We start from the raw sequence: 16,578 nt of genomic DNA on the forward strand, positions 1-16,578 counted from the left end.
GCAATCTCCGGCCGAGGCATCCGCGCCGATCCGGTCGCCCCGGACGGCTCAGCGCCGAAGCTCGAACCGATTGGTCCCACCCGTGTCCGCCCCTTCGCAGTCCCGCTCCCTGGCACCGGACTGGCTCGTCGAGCCGGATGACGCGAACGCGCTCGCACCCCTGGTGTGGCCTGAAGCGGCGACGCGTGATGACGAGGGCGTGCTCGTGCTCGGCGGCATCCCGGCCACGGCGCTGCGGGACCGCTTCGGCACGCCGCTGTGGGTGCTCGACGAAGACGAGGTGCGCGCCCGCGCCCGCCGCACCCTCGAGGCCTTCCGCGCCGCTGCCGCGCTCCACGGCGTGCAGGCGCGCGTCTACTACGCGGGCAAGGCGTTCCTGAGCGCCGAAGTCGTGCGCTGGGTCACCGACGAGGGACTCGCGGTCGACGTGTGCACCGGCGGCGAGCTCGCCGTCGCCCTGGCCGCCGGCGCGGACCCCGCCCGGCTCGGCTTCCACGGCAACAACAAGAGCGTGCGCGAGCTCGAGGCCGCTGTCGAGGCCGGCGTCGGCTCGATCGTCATCGACAGCCTCATCGAGATCGAGCGGCTCGCGGCGATCGTCGACCGCCGCGGCCTCACCCAGGCGGTGCTGCTGCGCGTCAACAGCGGCGTGCACGCCGAGACCCACGACTTCCTCGCGACGGCTCACGAAGACCAGAAGTTCGGCTTCACCCTGACGGATGCTCCCGCCGCCGCCGCCCGCATCCGCGAACTCCCCGGGCTGGCGCTCGTCGGCCTGCACTGCCACATCGGCTCGCAGATCTTCGGCACCGCCGGGTTCGAGGAGTCCGCCGCCCGCATCGTCGAGCTCCACGCCGAGCTCCGCACCGGCGGAGAGCTGCCCGTGCTCAACCTCGGCGGCGGCTTCGGCATCGCCTACACGTCGGTCGACGACCCGACGCCCATCGAGGAGCTCGCCGTCGGGATCGCGGATGCTGTCGCCCGACAGTGCGAGGTGCGCGGCATCCCGATCCCCAACCTGGCGTTCGAACCCGGCCGCGCGATCGTGGGCCGCGCCGGCGTGACGCTGTACGAGGTCGGCACGACGAAGGCGGTCGAGGTCGGCGACGACGCGCAGCGCCTCTACGTGAGCGTCGACGGCGGCATGAGCGACAACCCGCGCCCCGCGCTGTACGGCGCGGAGTTCTCTGCCCGCATCGCGTCCCGCACGAGCGACGCCGCACCCGCGCTCGTGCGCGTCGTCGGCAAGCACTGCGAGTCCGGCGACATCGTCGTCGACGCCGAGTACCTGCCCGGCGACGTGACCCCGGGCGACCTGCTCGCGGTGCCGGCGACCGGCGCGTACTGCTTCTCGCTCGCGAGCAACTACAACTACGTCCCCCGCCCGCCCGTCGTGGCGCTGCGCGGGGGAGAGGCCCGCGTCATCGTGCGCGGCGAGACGATCGACGATCTGCTCGCCCGCGACGCCGGGCTTCACCACCCCGATGAAGGGAAGAAATGACCGACTACCGCCGTCTCCGCGTCGCGCTGCTGGGCGCGGGCGCCGTGGGCTCGCAGGTCGCCTCGCTTCTGCAGAAGCACGCCGACGAGCTCGCCGACCGTGCCGGAGCCCGACTCGAGCTGGTCGGCATCGCCGTGCGCGACGTCGACGCCCCGCGCGACGCCGATCTGCCCCGCGAGCTGCTCACCACCGACGCCGAATCGCTCATCGTGGGCGCCGACATCGTCATCGAGCTCCTCGGCGGCATCGAGCCGGCGCGCACCTACCTGCTCCAGGCGATCAACTCCGGCGCCGACGTCGTGACGGCGAACAAGGCGCTCCTCGCCACGCACGGCCCCGAGATCTTCGACGCCGCCGACCAGGTGGGCGCGGAGGTCTACTACGAGGCCGCGGCCGCGGGCGCCATCCCGATCATCCGCCCGCTGCGCGACTCGCTCGCGGGCGACCGCGTGCAGCGCATCATGGGCATCGTCAACGGCACGACGAACTACATCCTCGACCGCATGGACACCGAGGGCGCCGAGTTCTCGGACGTCCTCGCCGACGCCCAGCGTCTCGGGTACGCCGAGGCCGACCCGACGGCCGACGTCGAGGGCTACGACGCCGCGCAGAAGGCGGCGATCCTCGCGAGCCTCGCCTTCCACACGACAGTGCCGCTCGACGCGGTGCACCGCGAGGGCATCACGGCGATCGACAAGTCGATGATGGATGCCGCCCGCCACGCCGGCTACGTCATCAAGCTGCTCGCCGTGTGCGAGCGCCTCGCCGGCGACTCGGGCGAGACGATCTCGGTGCGCGTGTACCCGGCCCTCGTGGACCGCGCCCACCCGCTCGCGAGCGTGCACGGTGCGAACAACGCCGTCTTCGTGCAGGCCGAGGCCGCGGGCAACCTCATGTTCTACGGCGCCGGCGCCGGCGGCGTGCAGACCGCGTCGGCCGTGCTGGGCGACGTCGTCTCGGCCGCCCGCCGCCACATCGCCGGCGGCGTCGGGGTCGGCGAGTCGACCCTCGCGAACCTGCCGGTCGTGCCCATCGGGCGCGTCACGACCCGGTACCAGATCACCCTCGAGGTCGACGACAAGCCGGGCGTGCTCGCGACCGTCGCCGGCACCCTCAGCGACGGACGCGTCTCGATCGCGACCGTCGAGCAGACGGTGATCGACGCCGAGGGCGACGGGCCGGCCGCCGCGCGCCTGGTCATCGGCACTCACAAGGCTTTGGAGCAGGACCTCAGCGAGACGGTCGACCGTCTCGCCGCGAGCGGCGTCGTCGAGCGCGTCGTCTCGGTCCTGCGTGTGGAAGGAGACTGACATGGCACACGTCTGGCGCGGAGTCCTGCGCGAATATGCGGATCGTCTGGGCGTCACCGACGCCTCGACCGTCGTCACCCTCGGAGAGGGCGGAACGCCCCTCCTGCCGGCCCCGGCGCTGTCGCGCCTCACCGGCACCGATGTGTGGGTGAAGTTCGAGGGCATGAACCCCACCGGCTCCTTCAAGGACCGCGGAATGACGGTCGCCGTCTCGCGCGCGATTGATCACGGCGCGAAGGCCGTGATCTGCGCGTCGACCGGCAACACGTCGGCCTCGGCCGCCGCGTACGCGGCGCACGCCGGCATCACCGCGGCGGTGCTGGTGCCCGAGGGCAAGATCGCGATGGGCAAGCTCAGCCAGGCCGTCGCCCACAACGGTCAGCTCATCCAGATCCGCGGCAACTTCGACGACTGCCTCGAGATCGCGCGCGAGCTCGCCGAGCATTACCCCGTGCACCTGGTCAACTCGGTCAACCCCGACCGCATCGACGGCCAGAAGACGGCCGCCTACGAGGTCGTCGAGCAGCTCGGCGACGCTCCGGACTTCCACTTCATCCCGGTCGGCAATGCGGGCAACTACACCGCCTACACGCGCGGCTACCGCGAAGAGGCCGAGTCCGGCGTCTCGACCCGCGTTCCCCGCATGTTCGGGTTCCAGGCCGAAGGCTCGGCACCGCTCGTGCGCGGCGAGGTCGTGCGCAACCCCGAGACGGTGGCCAGCGCGATCCGCATCGGCAACCCCGCGTCGTGGGAGCTCGCCCTCGAGGCGCGCCAGGCGACCGACGGCTACTTCGGCGCGATCGACGACGCGCGCATCCTCGCCGCCCAGAAGCTCCTCTCCGGCGAGGTCGGCATCTTCGTCGAGCCCGCGTCGGCGATCAGCGTCGCGGGACTCCTCGACCGCGTCGAGGCCGGCGTCGTGCCGAAGGGCGCGCGCGTCGTGCTGACGGTCACCGGTCACGGGCTCAAGGACCCCCAGTGGGCTCTGCGCAACGCCGACGGCAGCCAGGTGGAGCCCACGGTGGTCGACGCGACGACGTCGGAAGTGGCATCCGTCCTGCAGCTCTCGCCCGTGGGGGCGACCGCGTGAACGCAGCCGCCGCCCCGGTGGGGCGTCGGGTCGTGGTGCGGGTCCCCGCGACCAGCGCCAACCTCGGACCGGGCTTCGACACGCTCGGCCTCGCGCTCAGCGTGTACGACGAGCTCGACGTCACGGCGCTGCCCGAGGGCGAGCTCGAGATCGAGGTCAGCGGAGCCGGCGCCGAAGACGTGCCGCGCGACGCCTCGCACCTCGTCGTGCGCGCGATCGCCTACGCGTACGAGTCCGTGGGACGACGGATGCCGGGCCTGCGGCTCCGCGCCCACAACGTCATTCCGCACGGCCGCGGTCTCGGTTCGTCCGGTGCGGCCGTCGTCTCGGGCCTGCTCGCGGCGAAGGGACTGCTCGAGCCGGACGTGACGCTCTCGGACGACACGCTCCTGCGCCTGGCGACCGAGCTCGAGGGACACCCCGACAACGTCGCGCCGGCGCTGTTCGGCGGCCTGACGATCGCGTGGGTCGACGAGAGCGGTCCGCAGCACAAGAAGCTGCTCGTGCACCGCGGCGTCTCGCCGCTGGTGTTCGTGCCCGAGTTCACGATGTCGACCAAGGTCGCGCGCAGCCTGCAGCCGCTGCAGGTGCCGCGCGAGGACGCCGTGTTCAACGTGTCGCGGTCGGCGCTCCTCATCGCCGCGCTCACGCAGAGCCCCGAGCTGCTGCAGGCGGCGACCGAGGACAAGCTGCACCAGAACTACCGGGCCAGTGCCATGCCCGAGACCGACAAACTCGTGCGGATGCTGCGCGCGCAGGGCTTCGCCGCGGTGGTGTCGGGTGCGGGTCCGAGCGTGCTCGTGCTCGCCGACGGGCCGGGCCGCCGGCTCGAGGCCGCGGCCCTCGCCGAGGAGTCTGCCGACACCCCGTGGGAGTCGCTCATGCTCGCCGTCGACTTCAAGGGTGGTACAGTGAAGGAGTACGCGGAGGGTTCCACGTAAGTCGTGAATCTGGCCTCCGTCGCAATCTGCGAACCCCGCACGACCCCCCATCCTGTTGACGGTCTCTGAGCACCATCACGGCATGTATGCCGAACGAAGGGCCTGAGCCCCGCCGAAGGATCGGGCAAGACACCTGCTTTGCAGAGCGTCCGTGCGGACGTGCATTTCCATTCGTAAGACAAGGGAGAACTCGTGGAGTCCATCTCCGAGATCCACACTGCCGACGCATCGGCCGAAGAGCGCACGGAAGCGCCCGAATCGGTCGAGAACGCCGGCACCACCGAGACCGCGGCCGAGGCCGTCGCCCCGGCTGAGACCGAGGTCGCCGCTCCGGCGGAGACTACCGAGACCGAGGCGCCCGCCGACGCGGACGCGCCCGCAGAGGCTCCGGCCGCCGAGCCCGAGGCTCCGGCCGAGGCTGCACCGGCCGAGGCCGCTGCCGCCGAGGCTGCTGCTGTCGAGCCGGAGGCTCCGGCCGCACCGGTCAAGGCGCCCCGCAAGCGCGCGCCGCGCCGTGCGAAGAGCACCGACCCGCAGCCCGAGCCCGCCGCTGAGGCGCCGGCCGAGGCAGAGGCCGCTCCGGCCGAGGCCGCTCCGGCCGAGGCTGCTCCTGCCGAGGCGCCGGCAGAGGCTGCTCCGGCCGAGGTCGCCACCGAGGCTCCGGCCGAGGTCGCCGACGCGCCCGCCGAGAACGCCGACGCGCCCGCCGAGGGCGACGCCGCGGCCGAGGCATCCGCCACCGACTCCGGCGAGTCCGCCGAGGGCGGCGAAGAGGCGCCGAGCCGTGGCCGTGGCCGCAGCCGCAGCCGCAGCCGCAACCGCAACGGCAACGCCCAGGGTGGCCAGGACGGCAACGCCCAGGAAGGTCAGGCGCAGCGCGGGCAGAACCAGCGCGGCCAGAACCAGAACCAGAACCAGAACCAGAACGCCGCGAAGGAAGCGCCTCAGGCCGACGGCGACGACGAGCAGCCCCAGGGCAACGCACGCAACCGTCAGCGCAACAAGCGCCGCGGTGCCACGCAGACCGGTGACGAGTTCGACACCGAGATCGGCGAGGACGACGTCCTGATCCCGATCGCGGGCATCCTCGACGTGCTCGACAACTACGCCTTCGTGCGCACGTCGGGCTACCTGCCCGGCACGAGCGACGTCTACGTCTCGCTCGGCCAGGTCAAGAAGTACAACCTCCGCAAGGGCGACGCCGTCGTCGGCGCCATCAAGCAGCCCCGCGAGGGCGAGCAGTCGAGCCGCCAGAAGTACAACGCGCTGGTGAAGGTCGACTCGGTCAACGGCCTGTCGGTCGACGACGCCGCGTCGCGCGTCGAGTTCGGCAAGCTGACGCCGCTCTACCCGCAGGAGCGCCTCCGCCTCGAGACGGCGCCCGAGAAGCTCACGCAGCGCATCATCGACCTCGTCGCCCCCATCGGAAAGGGCCAGCGCGGCCTCATCGTCGCGCCGCCCAAGGCGGGCAAGACGATCGTGCTGCAGCAGATCGCCAACGCCATCGCGACCAACAACCCCGAGGTCCACCTCATGGTCGTGCTCGTCGACGAGCGCCCCGAAGAGGTCACCGACATGCAGCGCACGGTCAAGGGCGAGGTCATCGCCTCGACGTTCGACCGTCCCGCCGAGGACCACACGACGGTCGCCGAGCTCGCCATCGAGCGCGCGAAGCGCCTCGTCGAGCTGGGCCGCGACGTCGTCGTGCTGCTCGACTCGATCACGCGCCTCGGCCGTGCCTACAACATCTCGGCCCCGACCTCCGGTCGCGTGCTGACCGGCGGCGTCGACGCATCCGCGCTGTACCCGCCGAAGCGCTTCTTCGGCGCCGCGCGCAACATCGAGAACGGCGGATCGCTCACGATCCTCGCCACGGCGCTCGTCGAGACCGGCTCCAAGATGGACGAGGTCATCTTCGAGGAGTTCAAGGGCACCGGAAACAGCGAGCTTCGCCTGAACCGCTCGCTCGCCGACAAGCGCATCTTCCCGGCCGTCGACGTCAACGCGTCGAGCACCCGCCGCGAAGAGATGCTGCTCTCGCCCGACGAGGTCAAGATCACCTGGAAGCTCCGCCGCGCGCTCGCCGGCCTCGAGCCCCAGCAGGCCCTCGAGGTCGTGCTCGGCAAGCTCAAGGAGACGCAGTCGAACGTCGAGTTCCTCGTGCAGATGCAGAAGTCGATCCCGGCGCCCACCACGGGCCACGGCGGCGGACGCAGCCACGCGGACGACAACAGCATCCGCTGACCCGGCATGGTCGAGCCCGCGATGTTCGATTCGGTCCGCGGGCTGATCGAAGAGCACGCAGCCGTACAGGTCGAGCTGTCGGACCCCGCCGTGCACGCCGATGCGGCGCGCGCCAAGCGGGTGAACCGGCGCTACGCCGAGCTGTCGAAGATCGTGAAGGCGTACGAGGACTGGGTCGCGGCATCCGATGACCTGGATGCCGCGCGCGAGCTCGCCAAGGAGGACGACGCGTTCGCCGAGGAGGTGCCGACCCTCGAGGTCGGGGTCTCCGACGCGCAGGAGAGGCTTCGGCGACTCCTGATCCCGCGCGATCCCGACGACGCCCGCGACGTGATCATGGAGATCAAGCAGGGCGAGGGCGGCGCCGAGTCGGCGCTGTTCGCCGCCGATCTGCTGCGCATGTACATCCAGTACGCCGCCTCGCAGGGCTGGAAGACCGAACTGCTCGAGCGCAACGAGTCCGACCTGGGCGGCTACAAGGACGTGCAGGTCGCGATCAAGGGGTCCTCGAGCGACCCCGCGCAGGGCGTGTGGGCGCACCTCAAGTACGAGGGCGGCGTGCACCGCGTGCAGCGCGTGCCGGCGACCGAGTCGCAGGGGCGCATCCACACCTCGACCACCGGGGTGCTCGTGTTCCCCGAGGTCGACGAGCCCGACGAGATCGAGGTCAACCAGGCCGACCTCAAGATCGACGTCTTCCGCTCGTCCGGCCCCGGCGGGCAGTCCGTCAACACGACGGACTCCGCCGTGCGCATCACCCACGTGCCGACCGGCATCGTGGTGTCGATGCAGAACGAGAAGTCGCAGCTGCAGAACCGTGAGGCCGGCATGCGCGTGCTCCGCGCGCGGCTCCTCGCCCGCCAGCAGGAGGAGCGGGATGCCGCGGCATCCGATGCGCGCAAGTCGCAGATCCGCGGCATGGACCGGTCCGAGCGCATCCGCACGTACAACTTCCCCGAGAACCGCATCGCCGACCACCGCACCGGGTACAAGGCCTACAACCTCGATCAGGTCATGGACGGCGCCCTCGGCCCGATCGTGGAGTCGGCCATCCAGGCCGACGAAGAGGCACGCCTCGCCGCGCTCGGCGGCGACGCTTAAGGTCCGGGCCGCGGCGGGGGCAAGGGCCATCCCGCGTCGGTGCTGCACTTCGGCGCATGACCCCGCCTCGAGGGCCGCGGCGGGGGCTACGGCTCGACCGGGCGGGTCCTGACGACGACCGCGATCCCGAGCGCGCCGCACCAGAGGAGCGTCAGCGGGATCAGCGGGATCGCGAGCAGCCACAGTTCCGCAGGCAGGATCCCGAAAGGACCTGCGAGGAGCAGCAGCGCCCGCAGCGCGGGCACGACCGCCGTCCAGACGATCGCGCGGGGGAGGGTGCGGCGGGTGCGACCCACCATGGCGGCCAGCACGGCCCACGCGCACAGCGACATCAGCGCCGCCTGCAGCGCGCCTTGCACGCCGAGGAGCTGCACCGCCGTGTAGCCCGCACGGCCGGCCGCGGGATCGAGGTCGGCGATGTAGAGGAGAGGCCCTCCGCCCAGGCGCAGCACGCCCTGGAGTCCGAAGAAGGCCGCGGCGAAGCATCCGGCGACCGCACTGCACCGCGCGGCGAGGCTGTCGCGCCCGTCGGCGACGAGCCCCGCGATGCCCAGCGCCGCGGGCACGAGCGCGCCGGCCATCACGAGAAGTGCGAGCCCGCCGGTCGCGTACACCCACGGGTGATCCTGCAGGAAGCCGATCATGACGACGGCGCTGTCGGTGTCGTCGTAGCCCATCAGCGGAGGCGTCAGCTCGGTCGCGAACCAGACCAGTCCGGCGACCGCGAACACGATCGCACCGACCCCACCCGATCGCGCGGCTGACATGGCGCGAGCGTACTCCCGCGGCGCGGGCTGGGTGCGCGTGCACCCGGCGAGCCAGGAGGTCGTGTCGAGGCGGGGGGTGCGTGCCGCTCCGCGTCGGCGCGCGTCCGTGTCTCGACGGTGGGTGGGCGCTAGCCTGAGCGCGTGCTCACTCTCGTCATCCGCGGTCTGATCTTCCTCGTCTCGGCGTTCCTCGGCCTCGTCGCCGCCGACCTGATCCTGCCGGGCTTCTCGCTGCACTGGAACGACTGGTGGGGGATCGTCCTGGCCGTCGTGATCTTCGCGGTGCTGCAGAGCATCCTGGCGCCGTGGCTGTTCAAGATCACCCGCCGCCACGCCAACGCCCTCATCGGCGGCATCGGCCTGCTCTCGACGTTCGTCGCGCTGCTGATCGCCGTGCTGATCCCCGCCGCCGGCATCGGCATCGACGGCCCGGTCGCCTGGATCATCGGCACCCTCATCGTGTGGCTCGTGACTGCCCTCGCGACCTGGCTGCTCCCACCCCTCTTCATCAAGAAGAAGGTCGAAGACCGCCGCTCCTGACGCGCTGCGCGGTCCCGTGCGCCGCGCCGCGGGCGCATAACTCCTGCAGTTTCGATCCCGGCGCGGAGTGGTCCTGCGGAAATCCGCGGGTGCGGGTCCGCGGCTGCGCACTTCTGCAGGAGTTGTGCTCGAGAAACCGCCGGCTCATCCCGTCGCGCGGCAGCGCCGGGCGCGCGAGGCGCGAGCGGGTCAGATGTGGTACTCGAGGTACTCGGGGGCCGTGAGGAGGGCGCGGGTGTCCTCGCCGTTGCGGCGGTGCCGGGGCTTCGCGGGCACGCCCACCAGCACGCTGTCGGCGGGAGCGTCCCTCGTCACGACGGCGTTGGCGCCGACGACCGAGCCCGCGCCGATCGTGATCGGGCCGAGGACCTTCGCGCCCGCACCGATCGCGACGCCGTCTTCGATGGTGGGATGCCGCTTCCCGCCCTCGCGCTGACGTCCGCCGAGGGTCACCCCGTGGTACAGCATGACGTCGTCGCCCACCTCGGCCGTCTCGCCGATGACGACGCCCATGCCGTGGTCGATGAAGAACCGGCGGCCGATGGTCGCGCCGGGGTGGATCTCGATGCCCGTCAGCCAGCGCGTCACCTGGGAGCCTGCGCGCGCCAGGAAGCGCGCGCCGCGCACCCACAGTGCGTGCCACACGCGGTGCGCCCAGATCGCGTGGAGACCCGGGTAGAGCACCGCGATCTCGAGACTGCTGCGCGCCGCGGGATCGCGGAGCCGAGCCGCGGTGAGGTCCTCGCGCAGGCGCGCCACCAGCCCGGTGCGCGCGCTCACGATGCCTTCTCGGGCTCGCGCAGGTGCTCGTAGAGCGCGGTCGAGAGGTACCGCTCGCCCGAGTCGGGGACGATCACGACGATGCGCTTCCCGGTCGCTTCGGGCCGTGCCGCGATCTCGAGCGCCGCCCACACGGCCGCGCCGGCCGACATGCCCGCGAGGATGCCCTCGCGCGTCGCGAGGTCGCGCGCGACGCGGATCGCGTCGTCGAACTCGACGTCGAAGATCTCGTCGATCACGGAGCGGTCGAGCACCGCGGGGACGAAGTTGGGCCCGATGCCCTGGATGCGGTGGCCCCCGGCGCGGCCCTCGCTGAGCATGGGGGAGTCCTTGGGCTCGACGACGGCGATCTTCACGTCGGGGTTGCGCTGCTTGAGCACCTGGCCGACGCCAGTGATCGTGCCGCCGGTGCCCGAGCCCGCGACGAAGTAGTCGACGACGCCCTCGGTGTCGCGCCAGATCTCCTCGGCGGTCGTGCGCCGGTGGATCTCGGCGTTCGCCGCATGCTCGAACTGCCGCGCGAGGATCGCTCCCGGCGTGGCCTCGACGATGCGCTCCGCTTCGGCGACGGCCTCGGTCATGCCCTTGTAGGGGTCGGTGAGCACGAGTTCGGCGCCGTAGGCCTTGAGGAGCGTGCGGCGCTCCTTCGACATCGACGCGGGCATCGTCAAGATGACCTTGTACCCGCGCGCGGCTCCGATCAGCGCCAGTGCGATGCCCGTGTTGCCGCTCGTCGACTCGACGATGGTGCCGCCGGGCTTGAGCTCGCCCGCCTCTTCGGCCGCCGTGATCAGCGCGTAGCCGAGACGGTCCTTGACGCTCGAGCCCGGGTTGTAGAACTCGAGCTTGACGAGCACCTCGGCGCCGAGGCCCTCGGTGAGGGCGTTGAGCCTCACCAGGGGGGTCTCGCCGAAGGCTGTGGAGATGTCGGAGTGGATCCCTGGCACGGGGCGCCTTTCTGAAGCGGTGTGAGTCAATCCTCTCGCAGGTTCTCGAACAGCGCGGTCGAAAGGTAGCGCTCGCCGAACGACGGGACAATCACGACGATGTTCTTGCCCTCGGCTTCGGGGCGTGCGGCGATCTGCAGGGCCGCCCAGATCGCGGCGCCCGACGAGATGCCGACCAGGATGCCGTCCTTGACGCCAACCGCGCGTGCGGTCTCGATCGCGTCGGGGAACTCGACGTCGATGACCTCGTCGATCACGCCCTGGTCGAGGATCGGCGGCACGAAGTTCGGGCCGATGCCCTGGATCTTGTGGGGACCCGGGGTGCCCTTGGTCAGCAGCGGCGAATCGGCGGGCTCGACGGCGATCACCTTCGCGCCGGGCACGCGCTCCTTGAGAACCTGGCCGACGCCGGTGATGGTTCCGCCCGTGCCGATGCCGGCCACGAAGTAGTCGACCTGGCCGTCGGTGTCGCGGAGGATCTCCTCCGCCGTCGTCTTGCGGTGGATCTCGACGTTCGCCTGGTTCTCGAACTGGCGGGCCAGCACGGCGCCGGGGATCTCGGCGAGGATCTCGTCGGCCTTGGCGAGCGCGCCCTTCATGCCGCCGGCCGGGTCGGTGAGCACGAGCTCGGCGCCGTAGCCCTTGAGGAGCAGGCGACGCTCGATCGACATCGACGAGGGCATCGCCAGCACGACGCGGTAGCCCCGCGCGGCGCCGACCATGGCGAGCGCGATGCCGGTGTTGCCGCTGGTGGCCTCGACGATCGTGCCGCCCGGCTTGAGCTCGCCGGATGCCTCGGCCGCATCGACGATCGCGATTCCCAGGCGGTCCTTGACGCTGGATGCCGGGTTGTAGAACTCGAGCTTCACGATCACGTTGCCGCCGACGCCCTCCGCGATGCGGTTGAGGCGCACCAGCGGGGTGTTCCCGAAGGCGGAGGTGATGTCGGGGTGGATGCCGGTCATTTCGGGCCTTTCGAGACAAGGTCAGCGGGTGGGAAACAGCCTAGGGGGGCACGTCATCCGTGAGTCCTTGTGTGACGGATGCCTCGCCTCGGCGCGGTACCCTGCCGGGCTTAGGCTGGACGGGCTCATGGCTGCACCCGAACCCCTCACCACGCTGTCCGACGCGCTCCGCGCCGCGATCGCGCGCCTGGCCGACGCCGGCGTTCCCGATCCCGAGGTCGACGGCGAGCTGCTCGCCGCCTTCGTGCTGGGCACCGGCCGCGGGGGAGTGCAGGCCGCCGCGATCCGCGGAGACGTGCTCTCGCCCGACGACGCCGCGCGCCTCACCGACTTCGTGACCAGGCGCGCGACGCGCGAACCCCTGCAGCACATCGTGGGACTCGCGCCGTTCCGCCACCTGGAGCTGCGCGTCGGCCCCGGCGTCTTCGTGCCGCGGCCCGAGACCGAGATGGTCGCGCAGCTGGCGATCGATGCGCTGCGGGCCGCGGCATCCGACTCTCCCGTCGCAGTGGACCTCGGCACCGGAAGCGGCGCGATCGCCCTGGCGATGGCCACCGAAGTGCCCCATGCCCGCGTCTTCGCCGCCGAGAACTCCGTGGACGCCTTCGTGTGGACGAAGGAGAACTTCGCGCGCGTGGGCGCCGAGAACGCCCAGCTCGCGTTCGTCGACCTCGCGCACGCGTTCCCCGACCTCGACGGGACGGTCTCGGTCGTCGCGTCGAACCCGCCGTATGTTCCGGATGCCGCCATCCCGCGCGATCCGGAGGTGCGGTTCTTCGATCCGCCCGCCGCGCTCTACGGGGGAGAGGACGGCCTCGACGTCGTGCGGATCCTGAGCGGTGTGGGTCTGCGCCTGGCGCATCCCGGCGGCACGATCGTCATCGAGCACGGCGAGTGGCAGGGCGAGGCGATCCGCGGAATCCTGCGTGCGGACGGGTGGCGGGCGGCCTCGACGCACCCCGACCTCACGATGCGCGATCGGGCGACGACGGCGATCCGTCCCTGAGGCCTCGCTCGCAGCATCCGTTCACGAGCCCGCAACTAGACTGTGCGCGACATGTCCCCCATCTTCGACTGCCGTGATGAGGCGCAGCTGCTCGACGGCATGCGCCTGGCGCGCCAGGCCATCGGCCGCGGCGATCTCGTCGTCATCCCCACCGACACCGTGTACGGCGTCGCCGCCGACGCGTTCAGCGCCAAGGCCGTGCAGAAGCTCCTCGACGCGAAGGGCCGCACCCGTCAGATGCCGCCGCCCGTGCTGGTCGCCGGCATCGCGACGCTGCGTGCGCTCGTGGCCGAGGTGCCGGAGCCTGTGGAGAAGCTGGTCGAGGCGTTCTGGCCGGGTGGGCTGACGATCGTCCTCCCCGCGCAGCCGTCGCTGTCGTGGGATCTCGGCGAGACGCGCGGGACGGTCGCCGTCCGCATGCCGGCGCATCGGATCGCGCTCGCGCTGCTCGAAGAGACCGGACCGCTCGCCGTGTCCAGCGCCAACCTCACCGGCAGGGCCGCCGCCATCGCCGCGGAGGATGCCGAGGCGATGCTGGGCGCGAGCGTCGCCGTCTACCTCGCCGATGGCCTTTCGACCGACGGCATCGCCTCGACGATCATCGACGCGACCAGCCTGGTCGGCGGGGGCGAGCCCCTCGTCCGCGTGCTGCGGGACGGGGCGATCTCTCGCGCGCAGCTCCGCGAGGTGCTGGGCGATCTGCTGGAGCCCGATCCTGAGGACCCGGGCGCCCCGTGAAGCAGTACGTCTTCATCGTCCTCTTCACGGCCACCGTCACCTTCGCGCTCGCCTGGACGGTCTGGCGTCTGAGCCTGCGGTACAAGCTCTATCCCGGCATCCGTGAGCGGGACGTGCACAAGACGCCGACACCGCGGCTGGGCGGGATCGCGATGTTCGCCGGCGTCGTCGCCGCGTTCCTGGTCTCGTCGCAGCATCCGTTCTTCGCGATCATCTGGAGCGAGCCGCTGCAGATCTGGGCGATCCTCGGCGCGACGTTCCTGATCGTGCTCGTCGGCGTCGCCGACGACCTGTGGGACCTCGACTGGATGATCAAGCTCGGCGCGCAGTTCCTCGCCGCCGGGATCATCGCGTGGTTCGGCGAGCTGCAGATCTACTCGCTCCCGATCGGCGGCATCGCGATGGGGTCGAGCTGGATGAGCTTCACCCTCACGGTGTTCGCGATCGTCGTGGTGATGAACGCGGTGAACTTCATCGACGGTCTCGACGGCCTGGTCGCCGGGGTCTGCCTCATCGCGAACGCCGTCTTCTTCGCGTACACCTACATGCTCTCCCGCGACACCGGAGCGAGCTCGTACTTCAACCTCGCCTCGCTCATCGCGGCGGTTCTCATCGGCGTCTGCGCCGGGTTCCTGCCCCTGAACTGGCGGCCGGCGAAGCTGTTCATGGGCGACTCCGGCGCGCTCATGATCGGGCTGCTGATGGCATCGTCGGCCATCGCGGTCACCAGCAGCATCACACCGGCGATGGTGGGGGACAACGACGAGTTCGGCCGTTCGCAGCTCCTCGGCGCCTTCATCCCGATCCTGCTGCCGGTCGTCATCGTCCTGCTGCCGCTGCTCGACTTCGGACTCGCCGTCGTGCGGCGCATGAGCAAGGGCAAGTCGCCGTTCTCGCCCGACCGCAAGCACCTGCATCACCGGATGCTCGACATGGGTCACTCCGATCTCGGCGCCGTGCTGATCTTCTACGCCTGGACCGCGACGGTCAGCATCGCCGTGCTGCTCATGTACATCGGCACGTCGGAGAACTGGCCGGGCGATTATCTGCTCGGGGTCGCGTTCGGCGTCGTCGGCGTCGCCGCCTGCCTCGTCGTGACCCTCACCCCCTCGCGCCGCCCGGCGCCCACGCCCCGACCCGTCCTGGAGGACGCACCATGACCCCCAGTCCTGTCTCGAGCACCCCCATCCTGCGCACCGTCCTGGTGTGGGCCGGCATCGTCACCGGGGGCCTCGCGGTCGTCGGGGGAGTGATCGGCTACCTCGTCGCCGGCACGGACGGCCTGTGGAGCGCCCTGGTGGGCGTCCTGGTCGCCGCGGGCTTCCTCGGCATCACCGTCGCGAGCATCCTGATCGCGAACCGCTGGTACGGCGACCCGCTCTACGTGCCGGTGTTCTTCGGCATCGTGCTCGGCGGCTGGATCCTCAAGTTCCTCGTCTTCATCGTGATCCTGCTGGTGCTGCGCGGGCAGCCGTGGATCGAGCCCACCGTGTTCTTCCTCGCGGTCGTCGTCAGCGTGCTCGCATCGCTCGCCGTCGACGTGGTCGTGCTGATGCGGATGCGGGTGCCCCACGTGAGCGACGTGCAGCTTCCGACCGACCCCGACGCGGGCGACCGGCGCGACGATCAGGCCGAGCGCGGACAGGATCGTCCGGCGCCGGACTCAGGGACCTCTCAAGTTTGATAGGCTGATCCTGCGCCCGCCGCTCGCTCTGCGAGCACTTGCGGAGTGACGCTCATCGACCATCGTCGCAACGGTTCTCGACCGATGCCCCGAAGCTGGAGCCAGCGCTGTTTACTCAAGCTGCGACCCTGATCGCCCCCATTGCCGCGGACGCTCCGCCGGAGTTCCACGGTCCTTCGATCGATGAGTTCTTCCCGGAGATCCTCTTCAATCTCGCTGGAGTCCCGGTCACCCGGATCCACCTGATCCAGTTCCTCGCGACCGTCGCGGTCATCGTGGTCTTCTGGCTCGGCACGCGCCGCATGAGCGTCGTGCCCGGCCGGTTCCAGAGCCTCGTCGAGATGGGCCTGGACTTCGTCCGGGTCAACATCGGCGAGGACCTGCTCGGCAAGAAGGACGCCCAGCGCTTCCTGCCGATCCTCACGACGATGTTCTTCATGATCCTGTTCATGAACATCACGGGTGTCATCCCGTTCCTGAACATCGCCGGCACGAGCACCATCGCGGTGCCGCTGACGCTCGCGATCGTGAGCTACGTCACCTTCATCTACGCCGGCATCAAGAAGAGCCCGAAGAACTTCTTCAAGAACTCGCTCTTCCCGTCGGGCGTGCCGTGGCCGATCTACATCATCGTCACGCCGATCGAGCTCATCTCGACCTTCATCATCCGTCCGGTCACCCTGACCCTCCGACTGCTGATGAACATGATGGTCGGCCACCTGCTGCTGGTCCTCTTCTTCGCCGCGACGCAGTTCTTCATCGTCGAGATGGGCGGCTGGTGGTCGATCCTCGGCGCCGGCAGCCTCGCGTTCGGCTTCGTCTTCACTCTGTTCGAGATCCTGGTGGCCGTCCTCCAGGCTTACGTCTTCGCCCTTCTCACCGCGGTCTACATCCAGCTCGCGGTCGCCGAAGAGCACTGATACGGGACGGCTCTGCCCAAGCGACGCAGAGCCGCCCACAACCG

Annotated in this window: 16 protein-coding genes; 12 read left to right on the forward strand and 4 right to left on the reverse strand. The window is 70.7% G+C overall.

Features of this window, described 5'->3' with window-relative positions:
- The first annotated feature begins 70 nt into the window (after window positions 1-70).
- The 6 genes from lysA to prfA all read left to right on the forward strand — a co-directional run bounded on the left by lysA (window position 71) and on the right by prfA (window position 8,187).
- On the forward strand, window positions 71-1,501 hold the full coding sequence (gene lysA, locus OL358_RS11080; RefSeq protein WP_413631510.1) for a diaminopimelate decarboxylase: 1,431 nt from the start codon (window positions 71-73) through the stop codon (window positions 1,499-1,501).
- Window positions 1,498-2,811, forward strand: coding sequence for a homoserine dehydrogenase (locus OL358_RS11085; RefSeq protein ID WP_264710026.1), 1,314 nt, complete (start codon window positions 1,498-1,500; stop codon window positions 2,809-2,811). The genes lysA and OL358_RS11085 overlap by 4 nt, the downstream gene beginning before the upstream one ends.
- 1 nt (window position 2,812) lies before the next feature.
- Window positions 2,813-3,901 (forward strand): threonine synthase, encoded by a 1,089-nt coding sequence (gene thrC / locus OL358_RS11090; RefSeq protein ID WP_264710027.1) that lies wholly within the window; start codon window positions 2,813-2,815, stop codon window positions 3,899-3,901.
- Window positions 3,898-4,842, forward strand: coding sequence for a homoserine kinase (gene thrB / locus OL358_RS11095; protein WP_264710028.1), 945 nt, complete (start codon window positions 3,898-3,900; stop codon window positions 4,840-4,842). The genes thrC and thrB overlap by 4 nt, the downstream gene beginning before the upstream one ends.
- Window positions 4,843-5,034: 192 nt before the next feature.
- Window positions 5,035-7,086: a transcription termination factor Rho gene (gene rho, locus OL358_RS11100; protein ID WP_264710029.1), complete on the forward strand. Its 2,052-nt coding sequence runs from the start codon at window positions 5,035-5,037 to the stop codon at window positions 7,084-7,086.
- 21 nt (window positions 7,087-7,107) lie between these two features.
- On the forward strand, window positions 7,108-8,187 hold the full coding sequence (prfA, locus tag OL358_RS11105) for a peptide chain release factor 1 (protein WP_413631511.1): 1,080 nt from the start codon (window positions 7,108-7,110) through the stop codon (window positions 8,185-8,187).
- An 86-nt stretch (window positions 8,188-8,273) separates the two neighbouring features.
- Here prfA and OL358_RS11110 read toward each other — a convergent pair whose 3' ends face one another.
- Window positions 8,274-8,954 (reverse strand): hypothetical protein, encoded by a 681-nt coding sequence (locus OL358_RS11110; protein WP_264710031.1) that lies wholly within the window; start codon window positions 8,952-8,954, stop codon window positions 8,274-8,276.
- Between the two features lie 141 nt (window positions 8,955-9,095).
- Here OL358_RS11110 and OL358_RS11115 point away from each other — a divergent pair, with 141 nt between their 5' ends.
- Window positions 9,096-9,494: a phage holin family protein gene (locus OL358_RS11115; RefSeq protein WP_264710032.1), complete on the forward strand. Its 399-nt coding sequence runs from the start codon at window positions 9,096-9,098 to the stop codon at window positions 9,492-9,494.
- 189 nt (window positions 9,495-9,683) lie between these two features.
- On the opposite strand, the gene epsC is transcribed toward OL358_RS11115, so the two are convergent.
- From epsC to cysK (OL358_RS11130), 3 genes are read right to left on the reverse strand one after another with little or no spacing between them, the layout of a single operon-like run.
- On the reverse strand, window positions 9,684-10,274 hold the full coding sequence (gene epsC / locus OL358_RS11120; protein WP_264710033.1) for a serine O-acetyltransferase EpsC: 591 nt from the start codon (window positions 10,272-10,274) through the stop codon (window positions 9,684-9,686).
- Complete coding sequence (cysK, locus tag OL358_RS11125) at window positions 10,271-11,221, reverse strand: cysteine synthase A (protein ID WP_264710034.1); 951 nt, start codon at window positions 11,219-11,221, stop codon at window positions 10,271-10,273. Before cysK (OL358_RS11125) ends, epsC begins: the two co-directional genes overlap by 4 nt.
- Before the next feature lie 26 nt (window positions 11,222-11,247).
- Window positions 11,248-12,186 (reverse strand): cysteine synthase A, encoded by a 939-nt coding sequence (gene cysK / locus OL358_RS11130; RefSeq protein ID WP_264710035.1) that lies wholly within the window; start codon window positions 12,184-12,186, stop codon window positions 11,248-11,250.
- 127 nt (window positions 12,187-12,313) lie between these two features.
- Here cysK (OL358_RS11130) and prmC point away from each other — a divergent pair, with 127 nt between their 5' ends.
- The 5 genes from prmC to atpB all read left to right on the forward strand — a co-directional run bounded on the left by prmC (window position 12,314) and on the right by atpB (window position 16,534).
- Window positions 12,314-13,192, forward strand: coding sequence for a peptide chain release factor N(5)-glutamine methyltransferase (gene prmC / locus OL358_RS11135; RefSeq protein WP_264710036.1), 879 nt, complete (start codon window positions 12,314-12,316; stop codon window positions 13,190-13,192).
- 51 nt (window positions 13,193-13,243) lie between these two features.
- On the forward strand, window positions 13,244-13,930 hold the full coding sequence (locus OL358_RS11140; protein ID WP_264710037.1) for an L-threonylcarbamoyladenylate synthase: 687 nt from the start codon (window positions 13,244-13,246) through the stop codon (window positions 13,928-13,930).
- Complete coding sequence (locus tag OL358_RS11145; RefSeq protein WP_264710038.1) at window positions 13,927-15,090, forward strand: MraY family glycosyltransferase; 1,164 nt, start codon at window positions 13,927-13,929, stop codon at window positions 15,088-15,090. Before OL358_RS11140 ends, OL358_RS11145 begins: the two co-directional genes overlap by 4 nt.
- On the forward strand, window positions 15,087-15,614 hold the full coding sequence (locus OL358_RS11150) for a hypothetical protein (protein WP_264710039.1): 528 nt from the start codon (window positions 15,087-15,089) through the stop codon (window positions 15,612-15,614). Before OL358_RS11145 ends, OL358_RS11150 begins: the two co-directional genes overlap by 4 nt.
- A gap of 128 nt (window positions 15,615-15,742) precedes the next feature.
- Window positions 15,743-16,534: a F0F1 ATP synthase subunit A gene (gene atpB / locus OL358_RS11155; protein WP_264710285.1), complete on the forward strand. Its 792-nt coding sequence runs from the start codon at window positions 15,743-15,745 to the stop codon at window positions 16,532-16,534.
- The last annotated feature ends 44 nt before the right edge of the window (window positions 16,535-16,578 follow it).

It is taken from the genome of Microbacterium sp. SSM24 (assembly GCF_025989145.1).
Taxonomy (GTDB): Bacteria; Actinomycetota; Actinomycetes; order Actinomycetales; family Microbacteriaceae; genus Microbacterium.